This is a genomic window from Paenarthrobacter sp. 4246, assembly GCF_040546855.1.
Classification (GTDB): Bacteria; Actinomycetota; Actinomycetes; order Actinomycetales; family Micrococcaceae; genus Arthrobacter.
This window is the reverse complement of record NZ_JBEPOP010000004.1, coordinates 275,929-289,050: the sequence shown is the minus strand read 5'-3', so window position 1 is coordinate 289,050 and position 13,122 is coordinate 275,929. Positions and strand designations below refer to the sequence as shown.

General features: G+C 65.4%; 13 protein-coding genes. 10 read left to right on the top strand and 3 right to left on the bottom strand.

Going from position 1 to position 13,122, the window contains the following annotated elements; genetic code table 11:
• Nucleotides 1-46 precede the first annotated feature (46 nt).
• Genes ABIE35_RS09220 through ABIE35_RS09210 form a run of 3 tightly spaced genes read left to right on the top strand, consistent with a single transcriptional unit; the run spans nucleotide 47 to nucleotide 2,501 of the window.
• Entirely contained in the window at nucleotides 47-388 is a 342-nt protein-coding gene (locus tag ABIE35_RS09220; protein ID WP_354514277.1) for a BatC protein, read from the top strand.
• Nucleotides 389-390: 2 nt separating this feature from the next.
• Nucleotides 391-1,596, top strand: a complete 1,206-nt coding sequence (locus ABIE35_RS09215; protein WP_354514275.1) for a cupin domain-containing protein — start codon at nucleotides 391-393, stop codon at nucleotides 1,594-1,596.
• Nucleotides 1,593-2,501: a sucrase ferredoxin gene (locus ABIE35_RS09210; protein WP_354514273.1), complete on the top strand. Its 909-nt coding sequence runs from the start codon at nucleotides 1,593-1,595 to the stop codon at nucleotides 2,499-2,501. Before ABIE35_RS09215 ends, ABIE35_RS09210 begins: the two co-directional genes overlap by 4 nt.
• Before the next feature lie 32 nt (nucleotides 2,502-2,533).
• Here the strand turns inward: ABIE35_RS09210 and ABIE35_RS09205 are convergent, their stop codons facing one another.
• Nucleotides 2,534-2,689, bottom strand: coding sequence for a hypothetical protein (locus ABIE35_RS09205; RefSeq protein ID WP_198318330.1), 156 nt, complete (start codon nucleotides 2,687-2,689; stop codon nucleotides 2,534-2,536).
• A gap of 118 nt (nucleotides 2,690-2,807) precedes the next feature.
• Here ABIE35_RS09205 and ABIE35_RS09200 point away from each other — a divergent pair, with 118 nt between their 5' ends.
• Nucleotides 2,808-3,728, top strand: coding sequence for a spermidine synthase (locus ABIE35_RS09200; RefSeq protein ID WP_354514680.1), 921 nt, complete (start codon nucleotides 2,808-2,810; stop codon nucleotides 3,726-3,728).
• On the opposite strand, the gene ABIE35_RS09195 is transcribed toward ABIE35_RS09200, so the two are convergent.
• Both ABIE35_RS09195 and ABIE35_RS09190 read right to left on the bottom strand, forming a co-directional pair.
• On the bottom strand, nucleotides 3,711-5,465 hold the full coding sequence (locus ABIE35_RS09195) for an ABC transporter ATP-binding protein (protein ID WP_354514271.1): 1,755 nt from the start codon (nucleotides 5,463-5,465) through the stop codon (nucleotides 3,711-3,713). The two genes, ABIE35_RS09200 and ABIE35_RS09195, sit on opposite strands and share 18 nt — an antisense overlap.
• A complete protein-coding gene (locus ABIE35_RS09190; protein ID WP_354514269.1) occupies nucleotides 5,462-7,249 on the bottom strand; it encodes an ABC transporter ATP-binding protein in 1,788 nt (595 codons plus the stop codon). Before ABIE35_RS09190 ends, ABIE35_RS09195 begins: the two co-directional genes overlap by 4 nt.
• A gap of 40 nt (nucleotides 7,250-7,289) precedes the next feature.
• Between ABIE35_RS09190 and ABIE35_RS09185 the strand changes: the two genes are divergently transcribed.
• The 6 genes from ABIE35_RS09185 (at nucleotide 7,290) to ABIE35_RS09160 (ending at nucleotide 13,119) form a co-directional block, all read left to right on the top strand.
• Nucleotides 7,290-8,123: a helix-turn-helix domain-containing protein gene (locus tag ABIE35_RS09185; RefSeq protein WP_354514267.1), complete on the top strand. Its 834-nt coding sequence runs from the start codon at nucleotides 7,290-7,292 to the stop codon at nucleotides 8,121-8,123.
• Nucleotides 8,124-8,280: 157 nt separating this feature from the next.
• Nucleotides 8,281-9,213, top strand: coding sequence for an ABC transporter substrate-binding protein (locus ABIE35_RS09180; protein WP_354514265.1), 933 nt, complete (start codon nucleotides 8,281-8,283; stop codon nucleotides 9,211-9,213).
• Nucleotides 9,210-10,091, top strand: coding sequence for a siderophore-interacting protein (locus ABIE35_RS09175; protein ID WP_354514263.1), 882 nt, complete (start codon nucleotides 9,210-9,212; stop codon nucleotides 10,089-10,091). The genes ABIE35_RS09180 and ABIE35_RS09175 overlap by 4 nt, the downstream gene beginning before the upstream one ends.
• A complete protein-coding gene (locus tag ABIE35_RS09170; protein WP_354514261.1) occupies nucleotides 10,092-11,186 on the top strand; it encodes a Fe(3+)-siderophore ABC transporter permease in 1,095 nt (364 codons plus the stop codon).
• Nucleotides 11,183-12,271 carry a FecCD family ABC transporter permease gene (locus ABIE35_RS09165; protein WP_354514259.1) on the top strand — a complete coding sequence of 363 codons (1,089 nt, stop codon included), beginning with the start codon at nucleotides 11,183-11,185 and terminating at the stop codon, nucleotides 12,269-12,271. The genes ABIE35_RS09170 and ABIE35_RS09165 overlap by 4 nt, the downstream gene beginning before the upstream one ends.
• Nucleotides 12,268-13,119, top strand: a complete 852-nt coding sequence (locus ABIE35_RS09160; protein ID WP_354514257.1) for an ABC transporter ATP-binding protein — start codon at nucleotides 12,268-12,270, stop codon at nucleotides 13,117-13,119. Before ABIE35_RS09165 ends, ABIE35_RS09160 begins: the two co-directional genes overlap by 4 nt.
• Nucleotides 13,120-13,122 lie beyond the last annotated feature (3 nt).

Genomic DNA, 13,122 nt, shown 5'->3' with positions numbered 1-13,122 from the left:
GGGCGGTATCGATGAAGACCGCCCGGTCCGATTCCCGGGAGGAAGCATGTCTATTCCAGAGCAGGATCCAAGCCAGCAGGAAGGCCCCGCTGACGGTGGTGCGGACGGCGTCCCCGGCATGCACGACGGCGGCGCAGACGGTGGTGCCGACGGCGGCGCAGACGGTGGTGCAGAAGGCCCCGCTGACGGTGGTGCGGACGGCGTCCCCGGCATGCACGACGGCGGTGCCGATGGTGGCGCCGACGGCGGCGCAGACGGTGGTGCAGAAGGCCCGGCTGACGGTGGTGCGGACGGCGTCCCCGGCACGCACGACGGCGGTGCTGATGGTGGTGCCGATGGTGGCGCAGATGGTGGCGCGGACGGCGGCGCCGGACAACAGGGCAGCTAGGTTTGAGCTCTACCAGCACTGACTTCCAGGACCCCGGCGCCGTGAAAGGCGGCGGGGTCCTGGAGACACGCTTGATCGACATCGGCCAGGAGAAGTTCGCCAGTGACATCTGGGGGCGAACCGCACTGCTGACACGTGGTGTCAGCGACTTCTCCGATGTGTTCTCAGCCAGCGCAGTGGACGAACTGGTTTCACGGCGCGGGCTGCGGACGCCTTTCCTGCGCGTCGCCAAAGGCGGCTCCACGCTTCCCGAGTCCTCCTTCACTTCTCCGGCAGGGGTTGGCGCCACCATCTCCGACCAACTTGATGACACCGCGCTGTGGCGCAAATTCGCTGACGGCGCCACCCTCGTCCTGCAGGCGCTGCACCGCACGTGGGAGCCTGTGTCCAGTTTCAGCTCGCGGCTGGGCACTGAGCTTGGCCATCCCGTACAGGCCAACGCCTACATCACCCCGCCGCAGAACCGGGGCTTCGACGATCACTACGACGTCCACGACGTCTTCGTGCTGCAGATCGAGGGAACCAAGCGCTGGATCATCCATGAGCCGGTCCACGTGGATCCGCTGCGAAGCCAGCCTTGGACTGATCGCCGATCCGCCGTCGAAGAAGCCGCTCAAGGCGCGGCGTACATCGACACGGTCCTCGAGCCGGGCGATGTCCTTTACATGCCGCGAGGCTGGCTCCACGCCGCCCAGGCGCAGGGGAAAGTCTCCATCCATCTCACCTTGGGTATTCACACCTGGACCCGCCATGCCTTGGCCGAACATCTGGCACAGGCCGCGCTTGCCGCGCTTTGTGACGATCCAGGGATGCGCCGGTCCTTGCCGTTGGGAGTCGACGGACCTGAAGAGGAAATCTCTGCAGTCCGCGAACGTCTTGCCGCCGCTGTCCTTGAAGCCGATACCACGTCCCTTTTCCACCGTGCCCGAAGGGGACAAGGGCGTCCGGCTCCGCTTGGTCCGCTGGCCCAACTCGCGGCCATTGACGGCCTCAGGCCAGAGTCGCTGGTTCGTCTACGGGAGGCCTTGGAAGCTCGGTTTGATGGCTCACGCCTCACCACCCGCGTCGGTTGGCTCGACTTCCCCGAGGAAGATCTGCCGTCCGTGCGGCGCCTGCTGGAGGGCGGGGATTACCTCGCGGCGGACATCGGCCTGGCACTCGCCGAGAGGTTGTTGCGCGCAGGAGTTCTTGTCCCCGTCGCACAATGACGTCCCCGGCAGCCGCAACGGGACGCTTCTTCTGCGCGGAAACTGCCCAGGCGCGCGGGGACTCGATGGCAGGCACGGCGTCACCCGGCCTCGTCTGGATCCTCGTGGAGTACCGGGGCGCGTGGCCGCCCGACGGCTTTGACGCCCTTAATCTCGAGGCTGCGACCAAGGCGCTCGTCGTCTCTGCGGCGCGGACGGCGAATGCGCGGATTCTCCTGGTTCGGCGGCTCGGCCCTCGCCGCCGCCCGGGTCCGGGCAGCTGGGCCGTTCTTCGCCATGAAAGCTCCGGCGCCTATCGACAGCACTGGGGAACGTGGGAGCGGGATGAGGACCTCGCGGGGATAGCCTCAGCCCTGGCGTCTCCCGGAGAGCACGGTTTCCCGCCGGTCATCATGGTTTGCGCCCACGGTCAGCACGACCCCTGCTGCGCAGTATGGGGCCGCCCCGTGGGACGTGCACTCAGCGAGCGCTGGCCAGAGTTGGTGTGGGAGTGCTCCCATGTTGGCGGTGACAGGTTTGCGGCCAACGTGGTCATCGCCCCGGACGGCGTTTATTACGGAGGACTCGACGCCGGGTCCGCCGTGGCCACCGTTGAGGAGCACCTGGCCGCCCGTATCCACGCAGAGCATCTGCGCGGCTATACGGATCTCTTGCCGCCCCAGCAAGCCGCGGTGGTGGCAGTGCTGGGGCAGTTCGGTCCTGCCGGCCGGCAGGATTTTGTGGTCACTGAGACCTTGCGGGAAGGCGAGCACTGGCGCATCCGGATTACTGGCCGGCCGCCCCACCCGGCGCATCTCGAGGTGGAACTGCGGGCCAGCCGCGCACCCCAGAGGCAACTGACCTGCCGGGCGCCGGTGGAGGGCTCGGTCATCGTCTATGAAACACTTTCCATCCGCATAAACTGACACGTGCGGACCGCAGGCACCAACTGCCAGACCTAACGCGATTCCGGATCGTCGGGCGGATCCATGTCCAGCGGCGAATCGAGCAGGCCCGGCGGTTTGGGCACACGGGCCAGCAGCAGGCAGACCACCGTCAACCATGCGACGGCAACGGTCAACACCTCCGCCCACACCGATGCTCCGAGTTCCATGTAGAGATCATATGGCTCCAGGGGCCCTAAAGGTAAGTAGCCTTATCTTTGATGTGACCGTTCGGAGTAATGCGGCACTCTACTAGGCTTGAAGCATGACTCAAGCAGGGCTGAAGTAGTGGCGAAGCGCGGCAAACCCAACAGGTCCCAAAGGTCGACGACGGGAGTCGTCGAGGTGCCTTCCGGCACCCGTCCTGATGGTCCGGTTGCGGGGATCTACTACATCGATACCGGAGACTGCGAGCTCATCCCGGACCAGGACAACTCCAACGGCTGGCTGCTGAAGATCAACGGCGTGATGAGCTCGCACATTGACCTCGCGGATCCGTTGTTCCTGGATTTTGAGTACATGCGCTGGATCGCTGCCTTGGTGGAATCGCGCTGGCCGCCGGAGCAGAAGCCGAAGTTGCGGGCCTTGCACCTCGGCGGGGGAGCCTGCTCCATGGCTCGTTACTTCCACGCCGCCTACCCGGAAGCCCGGCAGGTGGTGGTGGAACTGGACGGTAAACTGGCTGACTATGTGCGCGGTTGGTTCGACCTTCCCAAGGCGCCGTTGTTGAGGCTCCGGGTGGGCGAAGCCCGGCAGGTCACTGAATCCCTCACCCCGGACACCCGGGACCTCATCATCCGGGATGTCTTCGCCGGTGCCTTTACGCCCCGTGCGCTGACCACCCGCGAGTTCACGGCGCATGCCGACGCGGTGCTTGCTCCCGACGGCCTGTACGTGGTCAACTCCGGGGATGCTCCTGACCTCAAGAATGCCCGGGCAGATGCCGCGACCATCGCGGACACTTTCGAGCACACCATGATCATTGCGGACCCTGCCATGCTCAAGGGCCGCCGGTACGGCAACATGATCATGGCCGGCAGCCACGCACCCTTCGGAGATGACCCCACACTGGCCCGCAAACTCCTGGGCGGGGGCGTCCCGGCGCACATCTGGGACGATGCGAAAGTCCGCTCCTTCGCGGCGGGAACCCCGGTGCGGCACGACCCCGCAGCGGTGCCTTCGGACGCACCCTCAGTTGCGGCTGAGTGAGCTGTTCCACGCCTCCCACAATGTGGCGTAACGGCCCCCGGAGGCCAGTAGTTCCTGATGCGGACCCGACTCGATAATCCGCCCCTGCTCCATCACCACAACGGTGTCCGCCGACGCTGCTTGTGATAACCGGTGTGCGATCACCACGGACGTCCGGCCGGCCAACGCGGCTTCGGCAGCCTGGTCCAGCATGGTGGCTGAGCCGGTTCCCGCCTCAGCAGTAGCCTCGTCGAGGACCGCGATGGGCGGATCCTTGAGCATGAGCCGGGCCAGCGCGAGTTGCTGTGCTTGCTCCGGGGTGAGCTGGTGGCCACCGGCGCCTACGGAAGTCTTCAGTCCGTCGTCGAGCGTGTTCATCCACGAAGCCCCCACGGCGGCGAGGACGCCGGAGAGTTCCGCGGGGGAAGCGTCCGGTTTGGCAAGCTTGAGGTCCTCGGCCAGCGTTCCGGAGAAGACGTGAACCTCCTGGCTGACCATCGCGATCCTCGAGTGCAGGTCCGCGGGGGCCGCGGCGGCTGAGTCCAGCCCACCCACCCAGGCGGTCCCGCTGTCCGGGTGTTCCAGGCCCATGATGACCTTGGCCAGGGTGGTCTTTCCGGCTCCTGAGGTGCCAACGACCGCAACCCGCTCGCCCGGGAGCACTGTGAGTGAGACGCCGTGGAGCGCGGGCCGTTGGCCCGGGTAGGCGAAGGTGACGTTGTCCAGGACGATGCCGGAATCAGTGCCGCGGGAATCGGCGGTAGGGGACGTCTTGGCTGTGGACATGGTCAACCCGAACATGCGCCCCAGGCCGGCAGCCGCTTTCTGGAGTTCATCGAACTGCCCCAGCACCAGCCCGATCGGATCGAACAGCCGGTAGAAGTACAGCGCAGCTGCTGTAGCCGCCCCAATAGTCACGATGCCCTCGGCGTGAAGCCAGAAGCCCACCACCAGCACCGCGGACAGGCCTATGAGTTCCGCAAGGTTGAGGCGGTTGTAGAACCGTGTCAGGTAGCTGACTCCCTTGAGCGCGTGGCCGATGTTCTCCTGGGAAGCAGCTGCCACCAGTTCCGCATGGCGCGGCCCGAGGCCCAACGCCAGGACCGATGGCGAGCCATGGACGGTCTCGATGATCTGTTCGGTTCGATTGGCCTCCGTGATGCGGACGGTCCGGTAAATGGGGGCGGTCCGTTTGAGGAACCACCGCAGCGTGAACACCTGCAGGGGTGCGGCGATGAGGACGGCCACTGCAAAGCGCCAGTCGATAACTCCCAGGCCCAGCAACGTAACGGCGATGGTGAAGGCTGCGCTGGTGAAAGCGGGCAGCACTCCGGAAATGGCCTCGCTGACAGCCTCGACATCGCCGGATACGCGGGCCACAACATCGCCGATGCCCGCCTTTTCGAGCTGTGCCAAGGGCTTCCGGACTGCCGCCGCGAAGACCTCCTCACGGAGCCCGGCGAGGGCTTCCTCGCAGATCCGGGCCAGCAGGTTCTGGCCGAGGATTCCCAGCAGTGCGCCGCATCCGCCCGCAACCAGCAAGCCGATGGCCAGCCACAGCAAGTTCATGACGTCTCCGCCGCTGGCCGCGATGTTGACCATGATGCCCAGGATCGCTGGAGCGGCCAGTCCACAGCAGGCCGCCGCCAGCAAGACGAACACGGTCAAGGCGAGCCGGCCGGGGCGCTGTGCCAACAGGCGCCACATGGCCCGCCGGGTCTCGCGGGGTGTAGCGATGGGCAGGATGTCGGTGCTCATGAACCCACCACCTCGCGGTAGCCGGCCGACGTCGCGAGGAGTTCCCGGTGTGTCCCGGTTTCCGACGCGCCATCGGCACCTCCCACCACTACCCGGTGACAGACGGCCAACAGCGTGGGACTGGTGGTGACCAACACCAACGCCTTGTCCGGGAAGTTTCCGAGTCCGTCCGCGATCACAGCTTCGGTAGCGGTGTCGACGGCGGTGGTGGGGTCGTGCAGGACCAGCACCGGCTGCCGCTGGTGCAGCGAGCGGCTAAGAACCAGCCGCTGCCGCTGCCCACCGGACAGGCTCTGGCCGTGCCCGGTAAGAACGGTTTCGGGTCCCTCCGGCAGTTGGGAAATAAAATCCTCGACGGCGGCAGCCGCCAGGGCCCGTTCCTGCAACGCGGCGTCGGCCGCTGCCACGTTGTCGCGGACAGTGCCGCGGAAAAGGACGCCTTCATGACTGTCGGCGAAGACTTTGGACCGGACATCCATGGGGTCCAGGTCGGCGGCGTCGTGGCCGTCGATGGAGACTGCGCCGCGGGGAGCGGGGGTGCGGCAACCGAGGGTGTCCACCAATCGCCTGGCTTGCGAGCCGTCCGGTAGCACCACGCCCACGATCTCGCCGGCGGACGCCGTGAAGGGCGGGAAGTCGCTGTTGTCCGGGCAGTCACGGAGCTCAAGGAGCGGTGCCGGTTCCCCCACGAAGGTGGGCCGTGCTGCTGACCCGGCGGCCGCCGTCGTGCGTTCTGCTGCGGCAAGGCGTTCCCCGTCAACAGGTGCGGGCACCGCATCCGGTTCCTCGAGCAGTACCGCGATGCGTACCGCTGAGGCCCGTTTCCGGGCGAGTTCCACGCTGAGGAAGCCCAGCGCGGCCATGGGTCCCTGGACATATTGGGCCACGCCGACGATTGCCACCAGTTGGCCTACAGTGATGCTGCCTTGGACGGCGAACCACGCTGCGAAGAAGGCGATCCCGGCCAGGAACGCCGCGGACAGCGCGGTGCTGGCGCCGTTATAGGCGGACCTGGACCGGACAGCCCTCAGTCCGGCCAGCAGTGATGTCCGGCTGGCCTCCTGGTATCGGATGACAGCTGCTTCTTCGGCGCCAAGTCCCTTGAGGGGACGTGACCCGGTCACAAAGTCCGTGGCCAACGCGCCGGCGCGGGCCGCCGAGGACTGTTCCACATCGCTGCGGTCCTCCAACGGTTTGGTGAGGCGCTGCATCACCACCAGCATGACGGGCGTGGCCACCAGGACTGCGATGCCCAAGGGGACCGAAATCATCAGCAGTGTCACGGCGGAGGTTGCGACGCCAGCGGCGGCAGCAAGGCCCCCACCGATGAGCCATGACAGGCCGGCAACCCTGTCTGCGTCGGAGGAGGCGATCGCCACGATTTCGCCGGGTGCGCGCCGGGCTGCCAAGCCGCGTGGGTGAAGGGTGCGTTCCACCGCCAACTGCCGGAGGTCGTGCGAACCGTAGAGGAAGGAGCGGTTGGTGGCCAGGGTGCCGATGCGCCAGGAGAGGGCGAGCACCACGAAGACGACAGCCAAGGCACCAAGCCACCAGAGGAGGGCGCCGGCGTCGTGCGGTGCAATTGCTTTGTCAACGGCGGCGCCGATGGTCGCCGGAACCAGGGCCTCGCTGACCTGATGCAGAATGAAGCCGGCGCAGCCCACCAGCAGCAACTTCCAGCGGCCATTGGCCAACAGGGTGAACTTGAACAGACGGGAAGCCGTCCACGGTGTTGGCTTGTTACGCCCGGGTGGGCAGGACGGAATGGCGGAACGGGAGGGCATGCTTACCATAGTAAGGCTCACCTAACTTCGAGAAGGCCAGATGACCCGCCAAGCTATATCGCAATCCGGACAGACCGCGCCACAGGCGACGGCAGGGGTGGGAGTACAGCAGGTCAATGGCGTCTGCACGCAGTATTTCGAGTGCGCGACGCCCGCAACCTGGACTGAACACGTCCACACTACCCATGAGTTGCTGTGGGGTGCCCGCGGGGTCCTGACGGTGGAAGCCGATGGCGGCTTCTTCGCCGTACCGGCAACCCTGGGCCTCTGGATCCCCGCAGGTGTGGTCCATGCTGTGAAATCCACGCAGGGGACGGGGTTTTATTGCTCGCACATTGACGGCCAGGTAATGCCCCATCTGGCGAGCCGGACCGTGGCGGTGACGGTGCCAGCCGCAGCGCAGGAGCTGTTGCGCCACATGAGCGCTTTCGATATGGACGACTCCATCCGTGAACGCTCGGAGCAGGTGGTGGTGGGACTTTTGGATGTTGTGGATGCCCGGCCGATGCTGCTGCCGATGCCCACGGACCCCCGGCTGGAACTCATAGCCCGGGCGCTTCTGGATGATCCAGCCTTGGACCGTTCCCTGGAGGAGTGGAGCGTGAAGGTTGCCATCAGTGTCCGTAACCTTTCCCGCCTGTTCCACAAGGAAACCGGAATGACGTTTGCGCAGTGGCGCATCCATGCCAGGGTGCGGGTCGCCTTGGGGCTGCTGGCTGCCGGCTACCCCGTTTCTTCGGTCAGTAGACGGGTGGGCTACAACAACCCGAGCGCCTTCGTTCAGGTGTTCCGAAAGGTGATGGGGCACACTCCCGGCTGGTACGTGGCGTCGCTTAAGGCCGGAAACCATCACTCTTTGGCCGGTTCCGTATAGATTTCAGCGGTTTCTCAGGCGCGTGCGTTGTTAGGGTAGGTATACCTAACTTCGGCAGCCGCTGCGAGAGCCCATCAATGGGGCCGCGGTCGCCAACGGGAGCTCTCCGTCTCCCCTGAGAACCAAGAGGACCGCAGTGATTTCACGCTCTAGAACCATGTCTGCCGCCGTTGCGGCCCTGGCATCCGCAGCTCTTCTCCTCAGCGGATGTGCCACTACCGATGCCAGCGCCAGCGCGAAATCGGAAACCCGCACCGTCACCAGTGAGGTCAAAGAGGTCAGCATCCCCGCGGAGCCCAAGAAGGCTTTGGGCATGTACACCACGGACCTGGACATGCTGATCACGCTGGGCATTCCGCTGGCCAGCCAGCAGCCCATCCGGGACAGCGGTTACACAGGCTTCCCGTCCTTCTTTGACCAGGAAGCACTCAAGGGCATCACGCCCTTCACCAACTACCCGGAATTCAACTTTGAAGCCATCCTCAAGGCCCAGCCGGACGTCATCCTGAATGGCCTGGGCTACGAGAAGGAGCTTGACGGCAAGCTTTCCGACATCGCTCCCACCTACACGTTCAACGGCTTCGACGGCAGCGACTGGCGCACCAAGTTCAAGACCGTAGCCGAGGCCTTCGATAAGACGGAGCAGTATCAGGCGTGGATGGACAAATACCAGGCAAAGGTGGACGACGTGAAGAAGCGCCTGGCCGCCGCAGGCAAGAGCGACCTGGTGATAGGCCCCGTGGATTACTACGAGGACCAGGTCTCGGTCAGCTGCTATGGAACGCCATGCCTGGTCATCAAGGACCTGGGCTTGAAGGTATCCCCGCTCGCCGACGGCGAAGGCTCCAAACTAAGCGCCGAGCAACTGGAACAGCTCAACGGTATCGATGCCATCATCACCACCGAAGTTCCCGAGAAGGACGGCGCCAACCCGGACGCGTTCGCCCCGCTGGCCAACAACAAGCTGTGGACCTCGCTGCCTTTCGTGGCCAACAAGCAGATCCACACGTACGACCTCGAGATGATCTACGGCTCCCCGAGCGGCCAGTACGCCCTGCTGGAGAAGTTCGAAAAGGCCCTTCTGCCATGATGGGCATCTACCGGGCCGAGGTCCTCGCTACCCGCCGTCTGACGCCTGGAATGGTGCGGATTACCTTCGGCGGTCCCGGCTTGGCCGGCTTCGACACCACGGGTGTCGGCGACGAATATCTTCGGGTTTTTCTGCCCGATCCTGGCACGCATGAGGCCCGGCTGCCCATCTCCACCGGGGACTCCTGGGACTGGGCGAGTGATGTTGAGCCGTCCGCGATGCGGACCTACACAGTCCGCGCTGTGGACCCGGCTGCCGGAACGGTGGACATTGACTTCGTCGTCCACGACGGCGGATTGGCAGCTTCCTGGGTGCAGCGCGCCCAGGTGGGTGACGTCGTCGGGCTTAACTCGCCTACGGGACTGTACGAACCCCCGGCAGACCTCCAGTGGCAGATCCTGCTGGCCGACGCTACCGGCCTCCCGGCCGTCGCGCGGTTGGTGGAGCAGACGCCGCCGGGTGTCCGGACCCGCGTCCTGATCGAGGTAGAAGAGCCTTCGCATCAGCAGGAGTTGGCCCTCGGCGCCGGAACGGAAGTGGCCTGGATCTACGGCGGCAATGGTCACAGCCAGTCCCGCCTGGACGAGGCCCTCAAGAGCATGGAGTTGCCCGGCGGCGTGGGCTACATCTGGGTGGCCGGTGAAACCAAGGTGCTGCGCGGGATCCGCAAGTACCTCCGGCATGACAAGAAGCTCACGCCCGAGTCCTACAAGCTGATCGGCTACTGGACGGACAAGAGCGAGGCCTGGGAAGAGCGTTGGGAAAATCTCGACGCCGAAACCCGCCGCTGGTTCGACGAACTTTGGTCCAACGAGAAGCGCGATCGCGAGGAAATCGTGGACCTGCAGGACGCCAAGTTCGAATTGCTGGGCCTCTAAATGGCGTCCGGAACCATTGCGCCGCGCCCGGTCATAGCTGAACCTCAGGACGCGGCGCCGGCTTCTTCTGCAGGCGCACGCCCCGCAGGGTTGGCGGCCGTGAACCGGCACCGACTCCTGGGACTTCTTGCAGCGATTGCCGCGCTGGCCCTGGTTCTGTGGCTAAGCCTGGTGGTGGGATCCAAGGATGTGGACATGGGCCATCTCTGGCCCGCCATCACCGCGTACAACGGCACTCCGGAGCACGTGATCATCCACGACCTCCGCCTGCCCCGCACAGTCACCGGAGTTGTGGTGGGCATTGCCCTCGGCTTGTCCGGGGCGCTGATCCAGGCCCTGACGCGCAACCCGTTGGCGGACCCAGGCATCCTGGGCGTCAACGCGGGTGCGGGCTTTTTCGTAGTGCTCGGGGTTGCGCTGTTCGGCGTGACCAGCATCCACGAGTACATCTGGTTCTCTTTCGCCGGTGCCGTGGTTGCCACCGTGGCCGTGTACTTCATCGGGTCACGGGGGAGGGGCGGGGCCACCCCGCTCCGCCTCACCCTCGCCGGCGTTGCATTGGGTGCAGTCCTGGGCGGAATTTCGTCAGGGATCACTCTGTTGCGGCCCGCCGTGTTCGACAGCATGCGCAGTTGGAGCGCCGGAACACTCAGCAACCGCACGTGGGAGATCTTCACCACCGTGGCGCCGTTCATCCTTGTTGGAACGCTCATCGCGTTGGCAATGGCCCGGCCCCTGAACGCCGTGGCCATGGGCGACGACACCGCCAAGTCCCTCGGTGCCAACATCGTGCGCACGCGGGTCTGGACCATCGTGTCCGTCACCTTGTTGTGCGGCGCCGCAACGGCAGCGGCAGGACCCATCGGCTTTGTGGGGCTCATGATTCCGCACGTAGCCCGGTGGATCGTCGGGCCGGACCAGCGCTGGATTCTGGCCTACACGCTGGTGCTTTCGCCCGTACTGCTGCTCGTCTCTGACATTGCGGGCAGGCTGGTGCTCCGCCCTGGCGAAATGCAGGTCGGCATCATCACCGCCTTCATTGGTGCACCCGTCCTGATTTGGCTCATCCGACGCCGGAAAGTGAGCACGCTGTGACGCGTACCTATCCCGCGCCTTCCACCCGTCAGTCCCCTCCCCTCGACTTCGGACGCAAGACCCTTGCTGTCCGCCCCTTCGGCGGGCGGCTTTCACTGCGCGTCGACGTCCGTACCCTTGTTGTCACCGCCGTCCTCGTCGCCACCGCCCTGGCGCTCGCCGTCGTCGCCCTTGGCCTGGGCGAGTTCAGCGTTGCGGTGCCGGACGTCGTATCGGCTTTGCTGGGTCAATCCAGCGGAGCCGTGCACATGGTGGTGGTGGAGTGGAGATTGCCCCGCGTCCTCCTGGCCCTTTTATTGGGGGCGGCCATGGGGGTCAGTGGGGCAATCTTCCAGTCGCTGACGCGAAATGCGCTGGGAAGTCCGGACGTCATCGGCTTCAACACCGGCGCCTACACGGGTGCCCTGGTGGTCATCCTGCTGATGGGTGGCGGCTACTTTGCAGTGTCGGCCGGTGCGTTGGTGGGCGGCCTGGTGACTGCTGCCCTGGTGTACCTGTTTGCGTATAAGAAGGGAATCCAGGGGTTCCGGCTCATCATTGCCGGCATTGCTGTGAGTGCCATGCTGGCGTCCGTCAACACCTGGATGATCCTCAAGGCCTCCCTGGAGCAGGCGATGTCCGCGGCCGTTTGGGGTGCCGGTTCCCTCAACAAGGTCTCGTGGGACCAGGTGCTTCCTGTGGTGGGTGTCTTTGTGCTGCTGCTGGCCGCGTTGGCGTTTTACGGCAGGCGGTTGGGGCTCTTGGAGATGGGCGACGACGCCGCCAGGGCCCTGGGGGTTCGGCTGGAAGGTTCGCGGCTGGTTTTGGCAGTGGTGGGCGTGGCATTGACGGCGATGGTCACCGCTGCGGCCGGACCGATCGCGTTTATCTCCCTTGCCGCCCCGCAACTGGCACGCCGGTTGACCCGTTCCGCTTCGGTGGGAATGTTTCCTTCGGCTGCTATGGGGGCCTTCCTGCTGGTGGCCAGCGACATCGTGGCGCAGAACCTGTTCGCGCCGATCCAATTGCCCGTGGGTGTGGTGACCGTCAGTATCGGCGGCTGCTACCTCGTATGGCTCCTTGCCCGCGAAGTGAAGCGGCAATGAGCCAAGAAGTGAAGGAGTTTGCTGTGACTGATGTGGTGGATGTTCCGGCTTCTGTTGGCTCGCTGACGGCTACCGCCCGGCTGCACGCTAAGAATGTGAGTCTGGGGTATGCGGGCAGGGTCGTGTCCGAGGCGCTGGACGTGCGCATTCCCGATGGCGGGTTCACCGTGATAGTTGGGCCCAATGCCTGCGGAAAGTCAACGCTTTTGCGCGCGCTGTCACGGCTCCTGGAACCGACGTCCGGTGCTGTTCTCTTGGACGGGAAGAGCATCTCCTCCTTCGGCGCCAAGGAAGTCGCCCGACGGTTGGGGCTCTTGCCGCAGACCTCCATTGCGCCCGACGGAATCACCGTGGCGGACCTCGTTGCCCGGGGGCGCTACCCGCACCAGAAGCTGTTGCGTCAGTGGTCCGAGGCAGACGAAGCGGCCGTGGTTGCTGCCCTGGAAGCCACGAATGTGGACGGGCTGTCCGGGCGTCTGGTGGACGAGCTCTCCGGCGGGCAGCGGCAACGCGTCTGGGTGGCCATGGTCCTGGCCCAGCAAACCCCGCTTCTCCTGCTGGACGAGCCCACTACGTTCCTGGATATCGCGCACCAGATCGAGCTCCTGGAGTTGTTCCGGCGGCTTAACCGCGAAGGGAACACCCTGGTGGCCGTGCTGCATGACCTCAACCACGCCTGCCGCTACGCCACGCACCTCGTGGCCATGAAGGACGGCGCAGTGGTGGCCGAGGGACGGCCCGCCGATGTTGTGACGGCCGAGCTGGTGGAGCACGTGTTCGGCCTGCCGTGCATCGTGATCGATGACCCCGTGAGCCACACGCCGCTGGTGATCCCGCTGGGGTCCTGATGC